Raw genomic sequence first — 21,388 nt, forward strand, 5'->3', positions numbered from 1 at the left:
CTTAATGGTACTGACGGGCGGGATCGAACAGGGTTTCCGGCAGGCTGATGCCGAAGGCGCGCAGGCGTTCCAGGAAGTGCGGCCGCACGCCGCTGGCATGGAAATGTCCCTGCACCGTGCCGTCCTCGCCGATGCCCGTCTGGCGGAAGGTGAAGATTTCCTGCATGGTGATCATCTCGCCCTCCATGCCCGTGATTTCCTGGATCGAAATGATCTTGCGCTTGCCATCCGTCAGGCGCGCCACCTGCACCACCACGCTGACGGCAGAACTGATCTGCTGGCGCATGGCCTTCACGGGCAGGCCCGCCGAGGCCATGCTGATCATGTTTTCCAGCCGCGTCAGCGCGTCGCGCGGGGTGTTCGCATGGATGGTGGCCATCGAGCCTTCGTGGCCCGTGTTCATGGCGCCCAGCATGTCGAGCGCCTCGGCGCCGCGCACCTCGCCCAGGATGATGCGGTCGGGACGCATGCGCAGCGCATTGCGCACCAGCGCCCGCTGCGTCACTTCGCCCTTGCCCTCGATGTTCGCGGGCCGCGTTTCCAGGCGCACCACGTGCGGCTGCTGCATCTGCAGTTCGGCCGCGTCCTCGATGGTGACGATGCGTTCGGCCGTGCTGATGAAGCCGGAAATCGCATTGAGCATGGTGGTCTTGCCGCTGCCCGTGCCGCCCGAGATCAGGATGTTGACCTTGGCCTTGCCCAGCGCCTGCAGGGTGGTGCTCATTTCCTCCGTCAGGCTGTGCTTGAGCATCAGGTCGGCCAGGCGCAGCGGCTGGGCCGAGAAGCGGCGGATCGACATCACCGGTCCGTCGATGGCCAGCGGCGGGATGATGGCGTTGACGCGCGAACCGTCGGGCAGGCGCGCATCGACCATGGGGCTCGATTCATCGATGCGCCGGCCCACGCGCGAGACGATCTTGTCGATGATCTTCATCAGGTGGGCGTCGTCGGTAAAGCAGATGTCGCTCAGCTCCAGGCGGCCGTGGCGCTCGACATACACCTGGCGGTAGGTGTTGACGAGGATGTCGGACACGCCGGGATCGGCGAGCAGCGGTTCGAGCGGGCCGAAGCCCAGCACCTCGTCCTGGATGTCACGGATCAGCGAGCGCCGTTCCAGCTCGTTGATCACCACATTGTCTTCCGTGAGCACGTCGCTGACGAGGATTTTCAGCTCTTCGCGGATCTGCTCGCGCGACAGGCGCTGCATGCCTTCCAGGTCGACGCGATCGAGCAGCGCCTGGTGGGTACGGTGCTTGAGTTGCTGGTAGCTCTGGCTCGATGCGCCCTGGTGCGCGGCATCGTCATTCAGGCTGGCGTCATCCTGGGCATAGCCCAGGCGGTCCCGCAGGGTGAGTTTTTCGGCAGTCATGGTCGGTCTCCGGTGAATGGGGTATCAGGCGCGCTGTAGGGAATCAAGCGCGCGCCAGCAGCCGCGAAACCCAGCCTTGCGCGGCGGGCGGGGTTTCGCCGGCCAGGCTGGCGGCCAGTTCCTGCAGGGCGCGCGAGACGGAATTGTGCGACGCCAGCTTGAGGATGGGCACGCCCTGGCTGACGGAGGCGGCCACCGCCTCGTAGTGGTTGGGGATGGATTTGTAGACGTGCTTGCCATACGCCGCTTCCAGGTCGGCCACGCGGATGCTGTCGCTGCTGGCATAGCGGTTCAGGATCAGGCGGATCTTGTCTTCGCGGTAGCCGAGGCCGCGGAATACGTCGAGCAGGCGCTTGCCGTCGCGCACATACGGCAAGGTGGCCTGCAGCACGGGGAAGATCAGGTCGGCCCGGTCCAGCGCGCGCACGCTGACGGGGTCGAGGCCGCGTCCCACGTCGAGCAGGATGTAGTCGTACTGGCTGCGCGCCAGGGTCAGCAAACGGTCGATATGGTCCGCCTCGACGTCGGCCGCATGGGCGGGATCGTCGGCGGCGGCCAGCACGCTATAGGCGGGCGTGATCTGGATCATGCTGGCGGTCAGCAGCGAGGCGTCGAGGCGCACGATCTGCTGCGACAGCTGCGACAGGGTGGTGGCCGGCTTGTGGTCCGAGACGAACAGGGCGGCGTCGCCGAACTGCAGGTTCAGGTCGAACAGCGCCACCTTGCGCTGTTCGCCGGCGGCCAGCGCGTAGCCGAGGTTGGCGGCGATGAAGGTGGCGCCGCTGCCGCCCTTGCACGAGACGAAGGCCAGCACCTGGCCCTTGCGCGTGACCTGCTTTTGCAGCTTGTCCTCGATGCGGCGCAGCGCGGCGCACAGGGCCGCGTCGTCGTCCGGCAGCAGCACTTCGCGCACGCCGGCGCGCATCGCGCGCAGCAGGAATTGAGGACTTTGCTGCGGACATTGCACGATGATGGCCAGGTTCGGATGGCGCCCGCCCAGCAGTTCGAGCCGTTCCAGCTCCGTCTCGCCCGCCTGCTCCTGCTCCAGCAGCAGCAAGTCCGGCGTGGCGCCGTTGTCGAATACATCCGGTATGCTCGCCAGCAGCGCGACGCGGTCGGCCGCGCTGCGTTCGCGCAGCAAGCGGGTGAGCCGCTTGAGCTGGACTTCATTCTTCGAGACGATGACGATATTCACTTGGTACTCCCGGTAATGGCGTTCAGTTGATCTGGAAGCCCAGGCTTTCGGCGTGCATGACCACGACCGAGGCTGGCACGGCGATATTGAGAAAACCGAACAGGCTGACCATCGGCGTATAGCTGACGTTGTCGATCGACACGCGCACGCTGTCGATGCAGCTGGCCGTGCGCGTGATGTCGCCGCAGGCCGACAGGTTGTCGCCCGGATCGAGCGGCGGCAAGGTCACTTCGGCGCCGCTCTTGTTCAGGTAGCGGATGGTGATGTTGGCGGCCGTCAGTTCCGGCGCGGCAGGCAGGGCTGTGCCGCCGAACAGGGCCAGCGTCTTGACGGTGTCCGTCTGGTCGATCCAGCGCACTACCGCCTCGCGCGCGGCGCGGCGGCTCACTTCCTGCACCGTGTTGTACAGGTACAGCATGCGGCCAAATTCGAGGATGCCGAACAGCAGGGTGAAAAACAGCAGTGCCACCAGGGCGAATTCGACGGCGGCGGCGCCGCGCTGGCGGCCGGCTGGAGGAGACGATGAAAGGCGGTGGCGCATGGCGTTCTCCTTACAGCATGTAGCGCATGGTGGTGCGCGGCGAGAGCGGCGTGGCATAGCTGCTGGCCGCGCCGATCACGAAGGGCAGGTACTGGCCCACCGACAGCGTGTAGTTGACGACTTCGACGCGGATGCCGCCCGGCGCCGTGCCATCGGTGCAGCTGCTGTCGTTGAACGCCGCATCCAGGCAGGTGACCGTCACGTTGGCCGTGGTGAAGCCGCTGATGCCGGCGCTGGTGGCCGCATCGACGACCGTCTGTTTGGCGGCAGGCACGCCCTGCGATGCGATGCCGGCCTTGGCCTTGACGGACATGTTGCGCGCCGCATCGCGCGTGGCCTTGGTCAGCGCGTCGTAGTACCAGAAGGCGCGGCCGAAGCCGAAGATGCCCGCCAGCAGGGTGATCAGCAGGGCCAGCACGATGCCGAATTCGACGGCGGCGCCGCCGCGCTGCCTGAGGGGGGAAAGGTGGATGCGCATGGCCGCCTCACTTGTAGAGTTTGATTTCGGAATTCGGCACGGGCTCGATCAGGCCCGCGAACTCGACGTCGAGGCGCTTGGTGCCGCCGCTGAAATCGGCTTTCATCGTCATGAAGAATTTGCCGATGCCCACCGCATTCATGGTGCCGCACGAAGCCGGCCCCACGGGCGCCGTGCGGCAGTCGACCAGCACCACGTTGAGGATGCGCCGGTTGCGCTGGCCCGGATGGGCGGCCGAAGGCGCCTGGAACGTGGGGCCGCTGGTCTGGTTGTACGGCGAAGGCGGCGTACTGGCAGGAAAGCCTGCGCCTGGGCTGACGGGGTAGCTGGCCGTGTCGAAGTAATTCGCCTTGGCCGTGCTGTACATGGGGTTGGCGTTGGCGTCCGCGACGCTGTACGCCGTGCCGGCCTTGGCCGGAGTGGCGCCATTGCTTTGGTAGGCCGGGCCGTAGGACCACAGCACGCCGTAGCCGGCAAACTGGGCGAACGTGGCCGAGGGCGCGGGGACGGCGCCGGCCGACGGCAGCTGGTAATTCGGCTTGTTGCCGGACAGGCTGACGGACTGCTGGCTGGGCAGGGTGCTGGCGCCCGGCTGCATCCAGCCGGCGGGCGGCGAGTTGGCGGCGGTGGCGGCGCAGGGCGACGCGCCGCCCACGCAGGGATATTCCTTGATGTTGGTATCGGGCGGCGCCGTCGCGGGGTCGCACACGGAGGGGCCGCCGTAATCGTCGAAGCGCGAATTGAGCGAGGCGGCCAGCGAGGCCGACATGCCCGTGTTCGTGTAGACCTGGCCCGTGCCGCTGGTGATGACGGCGCTGCTGCCCGTGCACATGAACGGCGCGGTGGAGGCGGCGCTCGAATGGGAGGCGCTGCAGCTGCCGGGCGGGGCGTCGACGGGATTGATCAGGTAGGGGTCGGACGGGCCGCCCAGCGGATTGAGGCCGAACAGGTTGTAGGTGACGCCGCGGCGGAAACCGAATTCCAGCAGTTCCGTCAGGCCCGTGCCGGCCGGCGCGGCCGGATACGTGTATTGCGCCGTCTTGTTGGCCGGATCGACGGCGCACACGCCGATCGGCGTGACGTCGTTGACGAAGCGGCCCGCCACGGCCACGCCCGAGGTACTGGTGCTGGCGATGCCGGCGATGCCCATCAGGTAGGTGGCGAAGGTCTTGCTGCCCGTGTCGACGCGGATGAAGGTCTGGCCCTGCGGGCTGGTGCGGGCGCTGGCGCCGGAAGACCACGGCCCGTCGGGGCTGGGGCCGAAACTGATGTTGGCGGCCGTCAGGGTCAGCGTGGTGGAAAAGTCGTAGCGGTTCTTTTGCGCGATGGCGATGGCCTTGGCCTGCGCGTTGTCGATGCCGGTGGCGCTTTGGTTGAGTTCCACGGCGCCGGCCAGGGCGGCGCTGTCGGCGCCGTTCTGCAGCTCCGTCTTGGCGATGTACAGGTGGCCCAGGTCCAGCACCAGGCCGCCCATGGCAAACAGCACCACCAGGGTCAGCCCCAGCACGATGGCGATCGCGCCCTGCTGCTTGTCGTGCCTGCGAAATGCGGTGTTCATGGCTGTCTCCTGGTGGCCTTGGGTGGGTGCATCGCGGGACTGGCGCCTACTGGCGTCCGCCCACGCCGATGGTGAAGACATTCGGTTGCGGTTCCGGCGCCGCAAACGATTTCTGGTAGCGCTGGTAGGCGCTGACGCCGGCCTTGCCGTCGATGCCGCTGACCGGGTTGGCATTGCGGTAGGCGTCCGGATACATGATCTGCTGCGCCTTGAGCAGGGCCACCGATTCGCCAAAATGCGAATCGAGCACGGGCGTGGTGGTGGCGGCGCAGCCGGTCAGCAGGCAGAACAGGGCGGCGCAAGGCAGGCGATGTGCGGTTTTCATGGTGTTCTCCTATTTGAGGTCGAAGCCGGCGGCAGGCTGGGGCGCGGCCGCTTGCGGCTGCATGGGGGCCGGTGCCTGTGCCGCTGCGGGGGCGGGCGCCGGTGCGCTGCCTTCCATTTTTCCCTGCATGAACATGTCGCCGCGCGTCGGCTGGATATAGCCGTCGGTGGGCAGCTTGTAGTCGGGCGGCAGCGGCTTGACCAGGTGCGGCGTGATGATGAAGACCAGTTCCGAACGGTCCGTCTGGAAGTCCGTGCTGCGGAACAGGGCGCCCAGCACGGGCACTTCGCCCAGGCCTGGCAGGGCCTTGATATTGCTGGTCACGTTGTTCTTGATCAGGCCGCCGATGGCGAAGCTCTGGCCGTCGAACAGCTGCACCGTGGTGGTGGCGCGCCGCGTGGTAAACGATGGCAGGATGGCCGTGGCCGAGATGCCGGTGGCGGTGATGCCGATGCCGTCCTTGTTCAGGTCCGACACTTCCGGCGCCACCCTCAGGTTGATGCGTCCCCCTTCGAGCACGGTGGGCGTGAATTTCACGGCCACGCCGAATTCCTTCTCTTCCAGGGTGATGGTCGGCACGCCGTTATTGTTGGTCTGGCTGACGGGAATGAAGATTTTGCCGCCGGCCAGGAAGCTGGCCTCCTGGCCGCTGATGGCCATGATGTTCGGTTCGGCCAGCACCTTGATCAGGCCATCGCGTTTTTGCGCGTCGAGGTTGAAGAAGTTGTTCTTGCTGGCGCCGCTCAAGCCGCTGGGATTGTTGCTGAGCAGGCTGGACAGCAGCGAGTACGACCAGCTGCCGATGGTCTTGTTGATGCCCAGGCTGGCGCCCAGCTGGTCGACCAGCACTTTCGACACTTCGGCCACCTTCACTTCCAGCATCACCTGCTGCGGCGCGGCGATCGACAGCAGGTTGATCACGCGCGGCATGCCCGCATCCGGTGCAGCGGCGGGAGCGGGCGCGGCGGCGCCTGCGGCCGGCGCGGCGCCGGAGGCGGCGTTGCCGCTGCGGGCGCTGCGCTGCACATAGGCGTTGGCCAGCGACAGGGCCTGGTCGGCCTTGACGACATCGCTGACCATGCCCGACAGGATCAGGGTGTCGCCCGCCACCGTGACGTTGATCTTTTCGTTCGGCAGTAGCTCGGCCATGCGTGCCTGCAGGCTGCTGCTGTCGATGCCGACGGCCAGGTCGATGATGGTGGCGTCATTGCTCTTGTTCCACAGGATCAGGTTGGTGGTGCCGACGGAACGGCCCAGCAGGTACACCTCGTTGGGATTAAGCAGGATGACGTCGGCGATGCGCGGGTCGCCGACGGACATGCGGCTGGCGGCGAACGGCAGGCGCATCAGGGTCGACTTGCCTTCGGCCAGACTCATTTGCGGCGCCATCTCGGTGCGGCCGGCGCGCGATTCGCTTTGCGGCGGCGTGGCCTTGGGGCGGGCGGCGGCCCGGCTGGTCCGGGCGGCGCCGGTGTCGGCGGCAACGGCGGTGGCGGCAACGGGTTCGCTGCGTGCCTGGGGCGCCAGGGCGCCGATCATGGCGAGGGCAAGCGCCAGGCTGAGTACCCGGCTTCCGCTTGCTGTGCAATATGTGCTCATGGCGTGACTCCTCTGGTGCAGGTTAGAATTGTTGGGAGCTGCGTTCCAGCCCCTTGATGACATCGACGCGCGGACCGGCCTGTGGCGCGGCTGTGGCTGCAGGACGGCGGCGCGGGAGCGGCTTGGCTTGCACCATGGCGGCGGGGGCTGCCATGGTGACCTTTTCATCGAGCAAACTGGACTTGGTGGCGCCCTCCGTGTTGACGGGCTTGTCCTCGACCTGGTTGCGCAGCACCAGCGACAGGGTGCCCACGCTGCGTGCCAGGTCGAGTTTTTCCGCCTGCTCCGGCGTCAGCTCCAGGGTCACGGCGTTGACCACCTTGGGCTTGGTGTCGTCGCGGCTCGATTCCTGGGCAATGGCCAGCACGAGGATGCGTTCGAGCACGATCTTGGAAATGTTCGGGTCGCGGTCCGGCGTCTTGCGGGCCCCTTCGCCCTGGGTATTGACGAGGATGTCGACGAAATTGCCGGGTAGGGCGAAGCCGGCCACGCCCACCACATCGTTGACGCGCACGGTCATGGCGCGCTTGCCCTCGGCGACGACGGCCGACAGGCCGCCTTGCGTGCCGGGAGGCGCCAGCTTGCCTTCCATGATCGGTTCGCCGTGCTGGATGCTGGTGCGCGTGACGCGCGTTTCCAGCAGTTTCGGATCGTTGACGGCGCCCGGCGGCAGCGCGTTCGATGGCCAGTCCACCATGCGCACCATGTCGGGCGTGAGGCGCGCGCCCAGGCTGATGTCGACCTGGGCCACGGCCACCTTGTTGATGTTGCCCGAGGCTTGGGCATTGATCCAGCGCGCGGCCACGATGACCGCGGCGAACGCCAGGATGACCGCAATGGCCATCATCGTCAGAGCGCGTGCGTTTCTCATTTTGCTTCCCCTTTGTGCTGGACCGCTTCCGGTCCGGTGTGTGTGCTTGCAAGGTCGTCATCGCTGCCGAAATAGTTTTGCCATGCCCAGAACAGGACTTCCGGAGACAGTTGCGCCGGGTGGTCTTCATAACGCGCCTGGTCGCAGATCTGCGCGAGGATGTCGCGCGGATAGCAGGCCAGCAAGGGCCGCTTGTAGAGGCTATGCAGGTGCAGCAGGTAGGTGTAGGAGGCTTCGTCGAAATTGATGCCCAGCTGGGCGCAGGTGCTGCGGAACACGGCCAGGTAGTGGTAGGCGCTCAGGGGGCCGACATGGATCTTGTAGCCGATGCGGCGCAGGAAGGAGTCGTCGGCCAGGTGCTGTGGCGCCAGGTTCGACGAGAACACGACGATGACGTCGAAGGGCACGGGGAACTTGTAGCCCGTGTGCAGCGACAGGTAATCGATGTGGCGCGCCATCGGCACGATCCAGCGGTTCATCAGTTCCACGGGCGAGCAGCGCTGGCGGCCCAGGTCGTCGATGACGAAGATGCCGTTGTTGGCCTTCAGGTGCGGTGGCGCCTGGTACAAGCGGTTGCCATGGTCGAATTGCAGGTCCAGCATGTCGAGCGTCAGCTCGCCGCCCGTCAGCACGGCGGGGCGTTCGGCGCGCACCCAGCGCGGGTCGGATGGCACGAGGCCGCCGCGCGACAGGGTGTGCAGCATGGGGTCGAGGAAGGGCAGCACTTCGCCATCGACCATCACGGCATGAGGCAGGGCGATGGCGCCGCTGAGCAGGCCGTTCAGGCGCTCGGCCAGGTAGCTCTTGCCGCTGCCGGCAGGGCCGTGGAAGAACAGGGCGCGTCCGGAATTCATGGCCGCGCCCAGCTGGTCGAGCACGGCCGAACTGGCCACCACGTCGCGGAACTCGCGCTGCACGTCATCGCGGGTGACCTGCATGTCCGCCACGCTTTGCGCCAGCACCTGGTTGCTGTAGTCGGCCAGGGTGACGGGGGCGGGGCCGCTGTAGGCGTTGCGGCGCATGTACTCGGCGGCGCGCAGCCGGCCCTGGTCGCCCAGCAGGTAACACAGGTCGGCGTCGGTGCCGCTGCCGCCGTTGCGGCGCGCTTCGCACAGCTTTTCGGCGCGCATGAAGGTGAGCAGCGGTTCGAGCACGCCGGCGCCCAGTTTCACGTGTGTCGACAGGGCGGGCAGGCCGATCTGGCCGCGCAGGAAGAGTATCTTGACCAGCAGTTCGACCAGGAACAGGAAGGGCAATCCCGTTTCCTCGACCGTGCGTGGCGCGCGCTTGGCCGCCGGTTCGACGCCGCCGCCGTCGCTGCGTTCTGGATAGGTGTCAGGCATGATGGGTACTCCTCGTTCGGGTGGCCGGATATCAGAAGATGAAAGGCAGCAGGCGGTACTTCACCTGGCGCATGTAGACGCGATAGCGCACGTCGGTGGACAGGAAACGCTCTTCGCGCAGCAGGCGCATCACCATCATGCTCATCGTCGCGACATAGATGACGGTGTTGGCGGGCGAGGTGTTGGCCAGCAGGTAGCCGCTCAGGGAAATCAGGTAGCTGGCATACAGCGGATGGCGTATCACGCGGTAGACGCCGCCCGTCTTGATTTCGCGCTGCGCCGCCACCAGGCCGAAGCTGCGGTTCAGCGACAGCAGGCCGGCGATCTGCAGCAGGCTGCCGACGGCCAGCAGGTAGCGCGCGCCGGGCCAGATGGCCATGTCGGCGGGAGACAAAAGGAAGGGCGCGAAGGTGGCGCCGATGGCCAGCAGCCAGTCGCCCGCATCGGTGGAAACGCTGACGGGGGCTGTGCGCACGATGAAGAACAGGGCGGCCAGGGTTTCGGCGGCGCAGAACAGCAGATAGCTCCAGTCGCCGCTGTGCAGGAATCCCATCACGTGGGCACTGGCGAAGAACGTCCACAGGCAAGCCATGGCGATGCTGGTGAACAGGCTGGCGTGGCGCGAGTGGCAGAGGGTGGCGAGGGTGTGCATGGTCAGGTCCTAGGGGGCTGGTCGTCGGAGCGGCGCGTTTCAGCGCAGGCTCCACAGGTGGGTGTAGTGCAGGAACACCTGCAAGCCGGTGCCGCTGGCAATGGCGAAGGCGTAGGCCAGCTTGCCGGTGGCAGGCGGCGGTTCGGCGATCGTGGCGGCGCCGCCGGCAAGGCTGTGCAGCAGCGCGCCCAGCATCATGTGATAGGTGTTTTTCAGTACCTGGCGCAGGCGCTGACCGGCCAGCGCGGCGGCCAGGGCCAGCACGCCGCCGCACAGGAAGGTCAGCAGGGCCGCTTCGAGCACGGCGTCGGGACCGAGGAAGGCGCCGCACATGGCCATCAGCTTGACGTCGCCGGCGCCCAGGGCGCGCAGCAGATACATGGGCAGCAGCAGGGCCAGTCCGGCGGCGGCGCCGGCCAGCGCCTGCAATAGGCCCAGGCCGCCGAAGGAGGCGTCGAACAGTCCGGCGCCGGACGGCACGAAGCTGTTGATGATCAGTCCCGCCAGGGTGCCCCACAGCACCAGCCGGTTCGGGATACGGCGCGTGCGCAGGTCGTGCCACAGGGCGGCGGCGAGCAGGGTGGCGAGTACGGCCAGGCACAGCAGCATGGGCAGGTGGGCGTTCATGATGTCAGTCCTTCCTTGCTCATGCAGGGCGCCGTGGTCATGTGCATGGCCGGCGCCGCGGCCTGGCTGCCCAGCAGCCGTCCCACCAGGCGCCACACCAGCGCCGCGCCGGCCGCACCCACATAGCCGTCGAGCGCATAGTGCCAGCCCAGGTGGATGGAGCCGAGCAGGATCAGTACGGCAAAGGCGGTCAGCGAGATCCCGGCGGCGCGGTTGACGCGCCAGCCCATCATGGCCAGCAGCACGGCCGTGGCCACATGCATGCTGGGCATGGCGGAGATGCCCAGTTCACCGTTCGCGCCCTTGCTTTGATAGCCTTGCCACAGCATCTCCTGCACCTGCAGGGCCCAGACGGGGACGTGCTGGTTGGCGTCATGCAGGTAGACCATCAGCGGCGCATACGGATCGCTGGCATGCAGGTGGCCGTAGTAGCAGGGGCCGACGGAGGCAAACAGCACGGCCAGGATGCTGCCCAGGGCGATCCAGGTCAGCGCAAAGCTGAGCAGGAACTGCATGCGCAGCAGGGGGCGGCGCGTGTCGAGGATGAGCCAGTACAGGATGGCGTAGAACAGGAAGAACCAGAAGTGGTAGCTGAAGTTGAGCAAGCCCGTGACGAGCGGGTGGCCCAGCAGTGGCTGCAGCCTTTCCCATGGGGCCTTGCCGCCATGCAGCGCGATGTCCCAGGCGGACAGGGTGGCATCCCAGGTGTAGGGATGCAGACGGGGGATGGCGCCCTTGATGACGGTGAAGCTGGAGGCGAAGACGGGGATCAGCAGCATGGCCGGCAGCGCGTGCAGCAGGCGCTCGTTGCTCAGGTAGCGGCGCAGATCGTGGTACAGATAGTGGCACAGGCGGTGCGGGCGTTTCATCACCATGACATGGATGGTGTAGCCGCACAGGATGAAGACGGGGCCGATCAGGATGGCCATGAAGAAGCCGGCCAGCACGTTGAGGGTGTCCGATGCGCTGGGCAGGCCGCCGGCCAGCAGCGTCGCCACGGCGGCGTACGGCAGCACGATCAGCAGCAGGGCGCGGTGGGTGCGCAGCGAGGCGCGCAGGGTGTTCATGACAGGGCCAGGACCACTTGGTCCTTGACGTAGACAAACAGCAGCTTGACCTGGTCGCCAAGCACGGTGATCGTGACCACCAGCACTGCCGCGATCAGGCCGGCCAGCAGCGCGTATTCGATCGCTGTGACGGCGGACTCGTCGGATAAACGGCTGAAGAAAGATTTCACGATGGGCCTCGCTATGCGTTCGTCAAGGTGGGCGTGCCGGGAATATTGGGCAGCGTAGTCCGGGCTGGCGCTGGGCCGGCCCGGACAGCAGCGCGTCAGGCATTGGCGGTGGTCAGCTTGGTGCCGATGGTGCTGAAGGTTTTTTTCAGCTGCGTACCGACGATGGTGACGGCGGCGATGATCACCACGGCGATCAGGGCAGCGATCAGGCCGTATTCGATTGCGGTGACGCCATCTTCTTCGCGGATAAAGTTTTTGATGAGGTTCATGACAACTCCTGGTGGTGGTTAAGGTACTGCGGTGGATGAAACGGTTTTGCAGCGTTGCTTCCTGGTGCTACGACCTGGCTCTCATGGGCTTTCGCCCAGTGCCAGCAGTCCGATGATGCAGACCACCGCCATGAGGGCCGCCACTAGGGCATAGCGATAGAACGCAGCCTTTTCCTTGCCCTGTAAATAGGTGATCAGGGCTGTCGGAAGAAACTTGTCAAGGCGCATGCTGTGCTCCGTGTCGTGGTGGGCCGCGCGGTGATTTGCACTCCGGTAAATCCACTATAGAAGTCGGCACCTTGATCTACATCAGAAGAACATCCTTTTATTGCAAGGAGGAACTGCTCGTTTTTTTCGTGACAATTGTCATGCTCGAGTCTGGCGCGCGCAGGAGCGCAGGGGCGCATGCCGCGCCGCTGCTTGGCGATGGGAGGGAGGGAATGCGCGGCCGTGCAGCGGCCGTGCAGGAGGACAGTGGTATCAGGCGCCGGGCGGCAATTGGCCCAGCTGATGCTTGGTGGCGTAGGCGTACAGTTCCAGGCGGTTGTACACGCCCAGCTTGCGGTAGATCGATGTCAGGTGATTGCGCAAGGTGTGTTCGGAGATGAACAGCTGGTCCGCCAGCAGCTTGGCCGGCGTGCCGCTGCCGTGCACCAGCGCGGCGATGATCTTTCTTTCCTTGAGGGTCAGGCTGGCGATGGCGATGGCTTGCGCCGAGCCGCCGCCGGGCTGGGTCAACTGCGTCAGCATGCGTCCCAGCATCGCGTGTTCCAGCCACAGCTCGCCCTGGTACACCTTTTCGATGGCCTTCAACACCATCTCCGCCGGCGCATCCTTGCTGACGATGCCGCGCGCGCCTTTCAGTACCGTCTGGTCCAGGACGGCCTGGTCGTGGCTGGCCGTCAGCACCAGCACGCGCGTGCCGCCGCATTGCGCCAGCGCGGGCAGGATGGCCAGCGAGCTGATGCCGCCCAGGTCCAGGTCCAGTACGATCACGTCCGGTTGCAGCGCCTTCGCCTGCTCCAGCGCCTCGGTGCCGTCGGACGCCGTGGCGACCACGCGCATGCCGGAGTGCTCGCCGCCGATCAGGCGCTCCAGCCCCCACAGCATGGTCTTGTGATCGTCGACCAGCATGACGCTGATGACATGGCTGGCCGGTGGCATGTGGCGTACGTCATTCATATGGGGATCTCGATCTGGACGGAGGTGTTGCCTAGCATGCCATGCGTGACGCGGGCCGTGCCGCCGAGGGCGGCGGCGCGCTCGGCCAGCGAGTCGGGCAGGAAATCGGGGACGTGCGCGGCGGCGCATTCGTTGTCGATGCTGATGTGCAGCGCGCCCTGCACGCAGGTCAGCTTGACGGCGCCGTGGCGCGCCGACGTATGCTTGCGGATATTGCTCATGCCTTCGTTGACGATCTGGAACACCTCGGCCGCCAGGCGGTCGTTGATGTGCAGGTCGCCTTCGATATGCAGGGCGATGTCGATGCCATAGAATTCGCGGATCTGCGTGGCCTGGCGGCGCAGCGCGACCAGCAGTTCCGGCTCGCTTTGTACCTGGCCATTCTTGAACGTGCGCGCGTAGCTGCGCAGGTCGGTGATCACCTGGCCCGACATGATGATCAGCTTTTCCAGTTCCGGCAGCAGCGGGTTGCCCGGCGTGGCTTCGTTGCGCAGGGCGGCCAGGCCGTGGCGCAAGCCGATATACGGTTGCACGGCCGTGTCATGCAGGTCGCGCGCGATCTTTTCGCGTTCGCGCGAGGCCGCCTGCGACGCCAGGCGGTCGAGCAGGTTGATGTTTTCAATGACGGGAAACGCCTGCGCGCCGATATGGCTGAGAAACAGGGCGTCCGTCTTGCTCATGCTGGTGGCGGACACGATAAAGATCCGGCCTTTGCCATTGCGCAGGGGCAGCGGCGCGCTGATGAAGGCGTGCGCTTCGAGCAGTTCGGCCAGGCGGGCGCCCGCCGCGTCGTCATGCCGCAGCCAGCGTCCGCTGTTTGGCTCGAGCATGCGCGCGCCGCCTATCCATGGCAGCCAAGGGCCGGCGGGCTGGTTGTACAGCGCGATTTTATCGTGCGGGAAAGCGAGCAGGGGACTGGCCGCGTCGTCGCTGAGGAGCGAGCTGGTATGCACGACGCCCGTGCCCGTGTGAATCACGCTGCGCAGCGACCAGACCCGCGTGCCCTTGTCCTGCATGATCAGCAGGCAACTGCGGCCGTTGAAATAACTGCGGGTTTTTTCCAGCACCGAGGTGATGGTCTGGTCGACGCCGAAGCGGGGATTGGACAGCTGGCTGACATCGCGCAGCAGCGCCAGGTGGCTGCGCTGGGTGATGGCCGAACCACCCCAGTAGGCGATCATGTAGCCGAGTGCCAGCAGGAAGGTGGTGCGCAGCAGCAGGCGCGACAGTTCCGCATCCGTTTCGCCGAACAGGGCGGTGGCGGCGAACAGGCCGGCCGAGGCCAGGGTGACGCGCGCGCCTTCCTCGAAGCCCCGTTGGAACGACGATGTCAGGATGGCAAAGAAAAAAAACAGGAAGAATAAATTGTTGTGGCTGCTGGTGGAAAACACGATCAGCGCATACCAGGCCACGTCGAGCCAGTACAGCAAGATGTCCTGGGGCAGGCTGAGGCCCAGCAGGGCCAGCACGTAGAGCAGCAGGCTGTGCATGGTGTACGCGGAAAAGATCAGCCAGGTGATCTTGGTCAGCTTGCCGGCGCTTTCGGGATCGATGAACAGGGTCAGCAGGGTGGCGCTCGACAGCAGCAGGCGCATGCCGTTCACCATGGTCGTATCCATGCCGGCACCCGGCAAGCCTGATCTGAGGGGAGGATCGAGATTCACAAGCGCTCCTGGCCATGTCCCGCATGGTGGGGCCATGCGCAGGGATAGATACCACAGATAAATTCTTGTTATTGTTGCTGCAAGCAATGACGAGTCTACGCACACGCCGTAAAGATGTCTACTGGAATCCTTTCTTCGATGTTGCTTTTTTTACAGCGGCTGCGCCATCACGCGGTTGCGTCCGGCGCGCTTGGCCAGGTACAGGGCGCGGTCGGCCGCGCCGATCAGGGCGGGGATGGCCAGCGGCTGCTGCGGCTGCTGCGTGGCGATGCCGATGCTCACTGTGATGTGCTTGACGTCATTGCCCGTCTTGGCATGCGGAATGCGCAGCTCGGCCGCGTGCTGGCGGATCGCCTCGGCCATGCGCAGCGCCTGCGCCGCGTCCGTGTCGGGCAGGATGGCGGCAAACTCTTCGCCGCCATAGCGGGCCAGCAGGTCGGTGGGGCGCTGCAGCATGGCGGCCAGTTCGGCTGCCACGCGGATCAGGCAATCGTCTCCCTGCTGGTGGCCGTAATGGTCGTTGTAATCCTTGAAATGGTCGATATCGATCATCAGCAGCGACAGCGGGCTGCTGGTGCGCATGGCGCGCCGCATTTCCTTCTCGATCGCCACGTCGAAATGGCGGCGGTTGGCGATGCCCGTCAAGCCGTCGGAAAAGGTTTGCGAGCGCAAGACCATGGTCTGTTCGCGCAGCAGCTTTTCGCGCCCCACGGCGATGGTGACATCATTGATCTGGATCAGGCAATGGCGTGGCGAGCCGGGCAGGTTGATCGGCGTGACGGCGATGGCTTGCTGCATGCGTTCCTCGCCGTCGCTGCCGCCCGTGGCCGAGCCATGCGTGTACAGCGCAAACGGCGCCTTGTGCAGGGTTTGCGACAGCAGCGACTGGAAATTGTCGCGCAGTGCCTGGGTGATGGCCGAATCCATGCGCTTGTGCCGCAGTTCCGGAAAGACGGCGAAGAAATCCTGGCCCAGCACGGCGTCGGCCTGGCAGGCCGAGTGGCGCGCCATCCACTTGTTCCACAGCACGATGCGATGCTGCTCATCGAGCACGATGGCGCCCAGGTTGACGGCGCCGAGTATGCTCTCGAGCAGGGCGAGTCGATGCAAGGCATCCGGCATGATCGTCACGCCTGTCCCAGCACCTTGGCCAGGTAGCGGCTGACTTGCTGTTTCAGGTCGTGCAAGGCGGACAGGTCGAGCACGAATGCTACATAACCGTGGATCTGGTGCTTGGACAGCACGAAGTCGATATGCAGCATCAGCACGACGGCTTCGTCATCCTGGCCGCCGAACGAGGAGAGGATTTCCGCGCTGGTGCCCACGTGGTACAGGGGCAGCGAGCCATGCAGTTCGCTGTCGAACAGGTTGGCCAACGTCCCGACGCAGGAATTGAGGATGATGTTGCCGATCTCGCTCATCGCTTCCTGTTCCATCTCCGTCAGCTCCTGCAGCGGCATGGCGTCGCCCACCATCAGGCGCACGATTTCCAGGCTTTTGTCTTCCGGGAACATCAGAATGGCTTCGGTGGCGAAAGCGCCATCGTAATGCTGGCTGACGCCGCAGATGCGTTCGCCATCCTTCTTGCTGCCGAGCAAGGCTGCCGCGTCGGCACGGTTCAGGAAGGTGATCGACGGCACCGACATGGTGACTTCTTCATTCACGATCTCGCTCATGGCCGCCGCCGCATGGCCCACCCCGATGTTGAATATCTCTACCAGGGCGTCGTTCTCGAGTTCGGAAAGATTGACCATGCTCACAGTCCCAGTGATTCGATCAACTGGTGGATGCGCGTTTCCGTGATCGGTTTTTCCATGAAGCCCACGCCCAGTTCGCTGGCGCGGTTGCGGGTGGCGTTCTGCACATTGGCCGTGACGAGAATGATGTGCGTCTGCGGGCACAGTACGCGCAATTGTTCTGCCGCCGCCATGCCGCCCATGCCGGGCATGTTGACATCCAGTAGTATCAGCACAGGGTTGACGGTCTTGACTTTTTCCAGGGCTTCCTCACCCGTCGCCGCCTCAATCACTTGCCAGTCGGCATGTTTGCTGAGGATGAATTGATGCGACATCAAACGTGAAACCCGGCTGTCATCGACAACAAGTACCTGTTTACTGTGATTCATGTGCTATTCCTGAAACGTCATATCGGGCTATCGTGCCATTTTCGCATATTTTAGAGGGCATAGAGTGTATTTGGGTGCGCGATTGCCCTAGGGCAAAGTTTTCCCGCTTGCCTGTTGTATTGAGTCGCATCGCCGGGCATGCTGGCCGGCTGGCCAGGCTGGCAATCCGTTAAAATAGCGCCATTCCTCACTTTAGCCTGAATGCCATGACCCAAGACGAATTGAAGCAAGCCGTAGCCCGCGCCGCCATCGACTACGTAGTAAAAGGTGAAATCATCGGCGTCGGCACCGGTTCCACCGCCAATTTTTTCATCGATGAACTGGCCAAGATCAAGGACACCATCAAGGGCACGGTCGCCTCGTCCGAAGCGACGGCCGCGCGCCTGGCTGGCCATGGCATTCCCGTCTTCGACCTGAACGATGTCGAGTCGATCGCCGTCTATATCGACGGCGCCGATGAAATCACGGCCAGCGGCGCCATGATCAAGGGTGGCGGCGCGGCATTGACGCGTGAAAAGATCGTTGCTTCCGTCGCGAAACAGTTCGTCTGCATCGCCGACGGTTCCAAGCTGGTGGAAACGCTGGGCGCATTCCCGCTGCCGGTGGAAGTGGTGCCGATGGCGCGCGCTGCCGTATCGCGCCAGCTGGCTGCGCTGGGCGGCACGCCCCGCCTGCGCCTGAAGGCAGGTACTACCGAAGCGTTCATTACGGATAACGGCGGCGAAATCATCGACGTGCTGGGCTTGAAAATTGCCGACCCGGTGGCGCTGGAACAGCAGATCAATCAGATCGTCGGCGTCATTGCCGTTGGCCTGTTCGCCGTGCGCGGCGCGAATGTCTGCCTGCTGGGCATGCCGGAAGGCGTGCGTACCCTGGCGTACTAAGATGATAGCCGGCGTTCGCCGGCATAGATGTTTTAAACGGCGGCCCCTTGCGGGCCGCTTGTCATTTGCGCTTCGCGGTACACGGCCACGGTGCGCAGCAAGCCGCCGAGGAAGATGCCGCTGAAGCAGCCATAGGCGAGGCAGACAGGCACCATGAAGCTGGTCGCATGGGCATAGGTCGGCGCGATGGCCAGGGTCACGGCGACCGCATATTTCAGGCAGAAAATGCTCATCATCAAGATCAACGGCACCCAGCTGCCGGGACGCTGCACGCTGCCGCGCTGGGGAATGGCCACGATGGTGGCTGTCCTGGTCAGCGACCATGCCAGCGCCGCGCCAGCCAGCGCGCCGGCGCCCCAGGCGAACGGCGCCACGCCGGCCAGGCCGAAACTGCCGTACACGCCGCTCAGGGACAGGGCCAGCATGACCAGGGGAATGATGCACAGCTTGCGCAAGCTCACTTCGCGTGCCCGGCTGGCCAGCACGCCGCGGTAGACGAGAAAGCCCAGGATGGCCCAGACGTAGAGGGGAGTGTGGCTGAAGATTTGCTGCAACATGGTGTCCGCCTTGGTGTGAGGTTGTCGATGGACGTACTGTGCCAGCCGGCGGCGGGGGCGGCGAGCCGTGTGCGACGAAACGGGAAAGGGCAGCCGTGAAACAGCGTCAGGCGGCGTGAAAGGGAAAGGGGAGAATCAAGGGGAAACTGCCCGCGGCGCGGTGGCCACGGGCGGGAATACGGAAAAACTTACTCGGTCGGCGGGACATAGCCCATGGCCGCATCGGCGCCATCGCCGAAGAAATGTTTTTCCATCTGCGTGGCCAGGTATTTGCGGGCGCGCGCGTCGGCCAGGTTCAGCCGGTTTTCATTGACCAGCATGGTCTGGTGCTTGAGCCAGGCAGCCCAGGCTTCTTTCGACACCGATTCGTAAATCTTCTTGCCCAGTTCGCCCGGGTACGGCGGGAAATCCAGTCCTTCGGCTTCCTTGTTGAGTTTGATGCAGTGGATTGTGCGGGCCATCTGTGCTCCTGAATCAGTGTAGAGATAAAGCGTGATTATAAGGCACTTTGCGCCTGCCCTCGCGGGGTCGTCGCGGCTTGGCTGCACGCCGTTTGCCGCGCCCTTGCGCTGGATCAAATTTGATCTGCGCCGCCCTAGCTAGTAAGATGCCTTATCGCGCCAGCCGCTGGCTGCGCCCCTTCCAACCAAGTAGTAGTAATTAACCAAGATGGAATCCCTATGACCTCAGTGAAAGTCCATGGCATCGATGTCAGCAATACCGGCAGCTTCGCGCTGTTTGGCGGCATCAACGTGCTCGAATCGCGCGATCTCGCCATGCGCGCCTGCGAAGAATATGTGCGCGTGACGCAAAAACTGGGTATTCCATATGTGTTCAAGGCCAGCTTCGACAAGGCCAACCGCTCGTCGATCCATTCCTACCGCGGTCCGGGCCTGGAAGAGGGCATGCGCATCTTCCAGGACGTCAAGGCGGCGTTCGGCGTGCCCGTGATTACCGACGTGCATGAGCCATGGCAGGCGCAGCAGGTGGCCGAAGTTGTCGACGTGCTGCAATTGCCCGCCTTCCTGGCGCGCCAGACGGATCTCGTCGTGGCCCTGGCGAAAACGGGCAAAGTCATCAACATCAAGAAGCCGCAATTCCTCAGCCCTGGCCAGATGGCCAATATCGTCGAGAAATTCAAGGAAGCGGGCAACGATCAACTGATCCTGTGCGACCGCGGCACCTGCCTCGGCTACGACAACCTGGTGGTCGACATGCTGGGCTTTGGCGTGATGAAGAAAACCTGCGACGACTTGCCGATCATCTTCGACGTCACGCATGCGCTGCAGCAGCGCGATCCCGGTGGCGCCGCTTCGGGCGGCCGCCGCCAGCAAGTGGCGGACCTGGCCCGCGCCGGCCTGGCCGTCGGCATCGCCGGCCTGTTCCTGGAAGCCCATCCTGACCCCGACAACGCCCGCTGCGACGGCCCCAGCGCCTTGCCGCTGGATCAGCTGGAGCCATTCCTGGCGCAATTGAAGGCGCTGGACGACCTGGTCAAGTCGTTTGCCCCATTGAATATCAAATAACGATCTGAATGTAAAAAAAGCCCGGCATGCCGGGCTTTTTCAGTTTTACAGTGTCTTGATGAGCACTTGGGATTTACGTTGCCAGTTATACATATGCTGGCGATCCTTCGGCAAATCGTCGACGGTGGCCGGCACGAAGCCGCGTTTCTTGAACCAGTGCGAGGTGCGCGTAGTCAGCACGAACAACTTGTTCAGGCCGGCGGCGCGGGCGCGGTTTTCCATGTGTTTCAGGATGCGCTCGCCGTCGCCCTGGGCTTGCACTTCCGGGTTGACCGTCAAACATGCCATTTCCGCCATTTTTTGCGCGGGGAACGGGTACAGGGCGGCGCAGCCGAAGATCACGCCATCATGCTCGATGACGGAGAAATAATCGATTTCGCGTTCGATCAGCTCGCGGCCCCGCTTCACCAAAGTACCGTCCGCTTCCAGCGGTTCGATCAGTTTGATGATGCCGCCCACGTCTTCGATGGTGGCCTGGCGCAGGCTTTCCAGGTTTTCATGGCTGATCATGGTGCCCACGCCATCATGGGTAAACAATTCCAGCAGGGCAGAACCATCCATCGAGAACGGCACGATGTGCGAGCGCTCGACGCCGTTATGGCATGCCTTGACGCAATGTTTCAGGTAAAACGCCGTCGCGTCGGGCAGGAAGCCCGCCATCAGCACGGCTTCGGCCTGGTGCGACGACAGTTCGCGGATTTCCACGCCCGTGGCGTCTTCCATCATCGGCGTTTCGGTGATGAAAATCAGCTTGTCCGCGTGCAGGGCGATGGCGGCGCTGCACGCCACGTCTTCCATGGTGAGGTTGAATGCTTCGCCCGTCGGCGAGAAACCCAGCGGCGACAGCAGCACCAGGCCGTCCGAACCGAGGATGGAATGGATGGTTTCGGCGTCGACCTTGCGCGTGATGCCCGTCAGTTCCAGGTCCACGCCATCGATCACGCCCAGCGGGCGCGCCGTGATGAAGTTGCCGGAAATGATACGGATGGCAGCATGCGACATGGGCGTGTTCGGCAAGCCCTGGCTGAACGCTGCCTCGATATCGAGGCGCAGCTCGCCGGCGGCTTCCTTCGCGCATTCCAGCGCGGCGATATCCGTGATGCGCACGCCATTGTGGAAGCGGCCTTCGACGTTACGCAGGGCCAGTTGTTCCGCCACCTGCGGCCGCGAGCCGTAGACGACGGTGACATTGATGTCCAGCGCATGCAGCAGGGACAAATCATGGGCCAGCACCTGCAGCGCCCCGGCGCTGACGAGTTCACCGGGGAAGGCGACCACGAAGGTCTTGCCGCGAAAGGCGTGGATGTAGGGCGCGACTGAGCGCAGCCATTGGACGAATTGGGTAGGGTTTTCCATTAAGCGCATTATAATTCGCTGCGCGATGTG

Annotated in this window: 25 protein-coding genes; 2 read left to right on the forward strand and 23 right to left on the reverse strand. The window is 64.6% G+C overall.

The genetic code is table 11. The features are described from left to right. Position 1: 1 nt before the first annotated feature. From IGS58_RS05085 to IGS58_RS05180, 20 genes are all read right to left on the reverse strand, one after another. Positions 2–1,369, reverse strand: coding sequence for a CpaF family protein (locus IGS58_RS05085; protein WP_034787023.1), 1,368 nt, complete (start codon positions 1,367–1,369; stop codon positions 2–4). Between the two features lie 43 nt (positions 1,370–1,412). Beyond that, positions 1,413–2,564: an AAA family ATPase gene (locus tag IGS58_RS05090; protein WP_230520791.1), complete on the reverse strand. Its 1,152-nt coding sequence runs from the start codon at positions 2,562–2,564 to the stop codon at positions 1,413–1,415. Positions 2,565–2,586: 22 nt separating this feature from the next. After that, the gene (locus IGS58_RS05095) at positions 2,587–3,105 is read right to left on the reverse strand and encodes a TadE/TadG family type IV pilus assembly protein (protein ID WP_099388799.1); all 519 of its coding nucleotides are present in this window, start codon (positions 3,103–3,105) and stop codon (positions 2,587–2,589) included. A 10-nt stretch (positions 3,106–3,115) separates the two neighbouring features. Next, positions 3,116–3,583: a TadE/TadG family type IV pilus assembly protein gene (locus tag IGS58_RS05100; protein WP_034787020.1), complete on the reverse strand. Its 468-nt coding sequence runs from the start codon at positions 3,581–3,583 to the stop codon at positions 3,116–3,118. Between the two features lie 7 nt (positions 3,584–3,590). Continuing rightward, entirely contained in the window at positions 3,591–5,141 is a 1,551-nt protein-coding gene (locus tag IGS58_RS05105; RefSeq protein ID WP_230520792.1) for a Tad domain-containing protein, read from the reverse strand. A gap of 46 nt (positions 5,142–5,187) precedes the next feature. Further along, positions 5,188–5,466 (reverse strand): hypothetical protein, encoded by a 279-nt coding sequence (locus IGS58_RS05110; RefSeq protein ID WP_230520793.1) that lies wholly within the window; start codon positions 5,464–5,466, stop codon positions 5,188–5,190. Between the two features lie 9 nt (positions 5,467–5,475). Beyond that, entirely contained in the window at positions 5,476–7,065 is a 1,590-nt protein-coding gene (locus IGS58_RS05115; protein WP_092606634.1) for a type II and III secretion system protein family protein, read from the reverse strand. A 22-nt stretch (positions 7,066–7,087) separates the two neighbouring features. Next, positions 7,088–7,936 (reverse strand): Flp pilus assembly protein CpaB, encoded by an 849-nt coding sequence (gene cpaB, locus IGS58_RS05120; RefSeq protein WP_230520794.1) that lies wholly within the window; start codon positions 7,934–7,936, stop codon positions 7,088–7,090. Further along, positions 7,933–9,279: an ATP-binding protein gene (locus tag IGS58_RS05125; protein WP_205412600.1), complete on the reverse strand. Its 1,347-nt coding sequence runs from the start codon at positions 9,277–9,279 to the stop codon at positions 7,933–7,935. Before IGS58_RS05125 ends, cpaB begins: the two co-directional genes overlap by 4 nt. A 31-nt stretch (positions 9,280–9,310) precedes the next feature. Next, on the reverse strand, positions 9,311–9,931 hold the full coding sequence (locus IGS58_RS05130) for a methyltransferase family protein (RefSeq protein WP_230520795.1): 621 nt from the start codon (positions 9,929–9,931) through the stop codon (positions 9,311–9,313). A 39-nt stretch (positions 9,932–9,970) separates the two neighbouring features. Beyond that, complete coding sequence (locus tag IGS58_RS05135) at positions 9,971–10,558, reverse strand: A24 family peptidase (RefSeq protein ID WP_230520796.1); 588 nt, start codon at positions 10,556–10,558, stop codon at positions 9,971–9,973. Further along, the gene (locus IGS58_RS05140; RefSeq protein WP_230520797.1) at positions 10,555–11,625 is read right to left on the reverse strand and encodes a phosphatase PAP2 family protein; all 1,071 of its coding nucleotides are present in this window, start codon (positions 11,623–11,625) and stop codon (positions 10,555–10,557) included. The genes IGS58_RS05135 and IGS58_RS05140 overlap by 4 nt, the downstream gene beginning before the upstream one ends. Then, positions 11,622–11,795: a Flp family type IVb pilin gene (locus IGS58_RS29120; RefSeq protein WP_230520798.1), complete on the reverse strand. Its 174-nt coding sequence runs from the start codon at positions 11,793–11,795 to the stop codon at positions 11,622–11,624. Before IGS58_RS29120 ends, IGS58_RS05140 begins: the two co-directional genes overlap by 4 nt. Before the next feature lie 95 nt (positions 11,796–11,890). After that, complete coding sequence (locus IGS58_RS05150) at positions 11,891–12,064, reverse strand: Flp family type IVb pilin (protein ID WP_070281259.1); 174 nt, start codon at positions 12,062–12,064, stop codon at positions 11,891–11,893. A gap of 81 nt (positions 12,065–12,145) precedes the next feature. Beyond that, positions 12,146–12,292 (reverse strand): hypothetical protein, encoded by a 147-nt coding sequence (locus IGS58_RS05155; protein ID WP_157814672.1) that lies wholly within the window; start codon positions 12,290–12,292, stop codon positions 12,146–12,148. Between the two features lie 252 nt (positions 12,293–12,544). Beyond that, positions 12,545–13,246 carry a response regulator gene (locus IGS58_RS05160; RefSeq protein ID WP_230520799.1) on the reverse strand — a complete coding sequence of 234 codons (702 nt, stop codon included), beginning with the start codon at positions 13,244–13,246 and terminating at the stop codon, positions 12,545–12,547. After that, positions 13,243–14,910 carry a sensor histidine kinase gene (locus tag IGS58_RS29125; protein ID WP_170846325.1) on the reverse strand — a complete coding sequence of 556 codons (1,668 nt, stop codon included), beginning with the start codon at positions 14,908–14,910 and terminating at the stop codon, positions 13,243–13,245. Before IGS58_RS29125 ends, IGS58_RS05160 begins: the two co-directional genes overlap by 4 nt. Positions 14,911–15,060: 150 nt before the next feature. Further along, positions 15,061–16,032 carry a sensor domain-containing diguanylate cyclase gene (locus IGS58_RS05170; protein ID WP_230522197.1) on the reverse strand — a complete coding sequence of 324 codons (972 nt, stop codon included), beginning with the start codon at positions 16,030–16,032 and terminating at the stop codon, positions 15,061–15,063. Positions 16,033–16,037: 5 nt separating this feature from the next. Further along, positions 16,038–16,664, reverse strand: a complete 627-nt coding sequence (locus IGS58_RS05175) for a chemotaxis protein CheC (protein ID WP_034786994.1) — start codon at positions 16,662–16,664, stop codon at positions 16,038–16,040. A gap of 2 nt (positions 16,665–16,666) precedes the next feature. Then, on the reverse strand, positions 16,667–17,035 hold the full coding sequence (locus IGS58_RS05180) for a response regulator (protein ID WP_034786991.1): 369 nt from the start codon (positions 17,033–17,035) through the stop codon (positions 16,667–16,669). Positions 17,036–17,241: 206 nt separating this feature from the next. Here IGS58_RS05180 and rpiA point away from each other — a divergent pair, with 206 nt between their 5' ends. Further along, the gene (gene rpiA / locus IGS58_RS05185) at positions 17,242–17,919 is read left to right on the forward strand and encodes a ribose-5-phosphate isomerase RpiA (RefSeq protein WP_034786987.1); all 678 of its coding nucleotides are present in this window, start codon (positions 17,242–17,244) and stop codon (positions 17,917–17,919) included. Between the two features lie 32 nt (positions 17,920–17,951). On the opposite strand, the gene IGS58_RS05190 is transcribed toward rpiA, so the two are convergent. Both IGS58_RS05190 and IGS58_RS05195 read right to left on the reverse strand, forming a co-directional pair. After that, the gene (locus IGS58_RS05190; RefSeq protein WP_329958004.1) at positions 17,952–18,569 is read right to left on the reverse strand and encodes a DUF6622 family protein; all 618 of its coding nucleotides are present in this window, start codon (positions 18,567–18,569) and stop codon (positions 17,952–17,954) included. A gap of 95 nt (positions 18,570–18,664) precedes the next feature. Further along, positions 18,665–18,937, reverse strand: a complete 273-nt coding sequence (locus tag IGS58_RS05195) for an oxidative damage protection protein (protein WP_034750797.1) — start codon at positions 18,935–18,937, stop codon at positions 18,665–18,667. Positions 18,938–19,156: 219 nt separating this feature from the next. Between IGS58_RS05195 and kdsA the strand changes: the two genes are divergently transcribed. Beyond that, entirely contained in the window at positions 19,157–20,002 is an 846-nt protein-coding gene (kdsA, locus tag IGS58_RS05200; protein WP_034750794.1) for a 3-deoxy-8-phosphooctulonate synthase, read from the forward strand. Positions 20,003–20,047: 45 nt separating this feature from the next. Here kdsA and argA read toward each other — a convergent pair whose 3' ends face one another. Next, the gene (argA, locus tag IGS58_RS05205) at positions 20,048–21,358 is read right to left on the reverse strand and encodes an amino-acid N-acetyltransferase (RefSeq protein ID WP_046685875.1); all 1,311 of its coding nucleotides are present in this window, start codon (positions 21,356–21,358) and stop codon (positions 20,048–20,050) included. Positions 21,359–21,388: the final 30 nt, after the last annotated feature.

This window comes from Janthinobacterium sp. EB271-G4-7A (assembly GCF_020858075.1).
GTDB classification, from domain to species: domain Bacteria; phylum Pseudomonadota; class Gammaproteobacteria; order Burkholderiales; family Burkholderiaceae_D; genus Janthinobacterium; species Janthinobacterium lividum.

Excerpts from the sequence above, each read along its gene's own strand:
- IGS58_RS05100 (WP_034787020.1), bottom strand. The coding sequence starts at position 3,583 with ATGCGCATCCACCTTTCCCCCCTCAGGCAGCGCGGCGGCGCCGCCGTC.
- kdsA (WP_034750794.1), top strand. The coding sequence starts at position 19,157 with ATGACCTCAGTGAAAGTCCATGGCATCGATGTCAGCAATACCGGCAGC.
- IGS58_RS05085 (WP_034787023.1), bottom strand. The coding sequence starts at position 1,369 with ATGACTGCCGAAAAACTCACCCTGCGGGACCGCCTGGGCTATGCCCAG.
- cpaB (WP_230520794.1), bottom strand. The coding sequence starts at position 7,936 with ATGAGAAACGCACGCGCTCTGACGATGATGGCCATTGCGGTCATCCTG.
- IGS58_RS05175 (WP_034786994.1), bottom strand. The coding sequence starts at position 16,664 with ATGGTCAATCTTTCCGAACTCGAGAACGACGCCCTGGTAGAGATATTC.
- IGS58_RS05130 (WP_230520795.1), bottom strand. The coding sequence starts at position 9,931 with ATGCACACCCTCGCCACCCTCTGCCACTCGCGCCACGCCAGCCTGTTC.
- IGS58_RS05180 (WP_034786991.1), bottom strand. The coding sequence starts at position 17,035 with ATGAATCACAGTAAACAGGTACTTGTTGTCGATGACAGCCGGGTTTCA.
- IGS58_RS05095 (WP_099388799.1), bottom strand. The coding sequence starts at position 3,105 with ATGCGCCACCGCCTTTCATCGTCTCCTCCAGCCGGCCGCCAGCGCGGC.
- rpiA (WP_034786987.1), top strand. The coding sequence starts at position 17,242 with ATGACCCAAGACGAATTGAAGCAAGCCGTAGCCCGCGCCGCCATCGAC.
- argA (WP_046685875.1), bottom strand. The coding sequence starts at position 21,358 with ATGGAAAACCCTACCCAATTCGTCCAATGGCTGCGCTCAGTCGCGCCC.
- IGS58_RS05140 (WP_230520797.1), bottom strand. The coding sequence starts at position 11,625 with ATGAACACCCTGCGCGCCTCGCTGCGCACCCACCGCGCCCTGCTGCTG.
- IGS58_RS05135 (WP_230520796.1), bottom strand. The coding sequence starts at position 10,558 with ATGAACGCCCACCTGCCCATGCTGCTGTGCCTGGCCGTACTCGCCACC.
- IGS58_RS05115 (WP_092606634.1), bottom strand. The coding sequence starts at position 7,065 with ATGAGCACATATTGCACAGCAAGCGGAAGCCGGGTACTCAGCCTGGCG.
- IGS58_RS05125 (WP_205412600.1), bottom strand. The coding sequence starts at position 9,279 with ATGCCTGACACCTATCCAGAACGCAGCGACGGCGGCGGCGTCGAACCG.
- IGS58_RS05150 (WP_070281259.1), bottom strand. The coding sequence starts at position 12,064 with ATGAACCTCATCAAAAACTTTATCCGCGAAGAAGATGGCGTCACCGCA.
- IGS58_RS05110 (WP_230520793.1), bottom strand. The coding sequence starts at position 5,466 with ATGAAAACCGCACATCGCCTGCCTTGCGCCGCCCTGTTCTGCCTGCTG.
- IGS58_RS05170 (WP_230522197.1), bottom strand. The coding sequence starts at position 16,032 with ATGCCGGATGCCTTGCATCGACTCGCCCTGCTCGAGAGCATACTCGGC.
- IGS58_RS05160 (WP_230520799.1), bottom strand. The coding sequence starts at position 13,246 with ATGAATGACGTACGCCACATGCCACCGGCCAGCCATGTCATCAGCGTC.
- IGS58_RS05155 (WP_157814672.1), bottom strand. The coding sequence starts at position 12,292 with ATGCGCCTTGACAAGTTTCTTCCGACAGCCCTGATCACCTATTTACAG.
- IGS58_RS05195 (WP_034750797.1), bottom strand. The coding sequence starts at position 18,937 with ATGGCCCGCACAATCCACTGCATCAAACTCAACAAGGAAGCCGAAGGA.
- IGS58_RS05105 (WP_230520792.1), bottom strand. The coding sequence starts at position 5,141 with ATGAACACCGCATTTCGCAGGCACGACAAGCAGCAGGGCGCGATCGCC.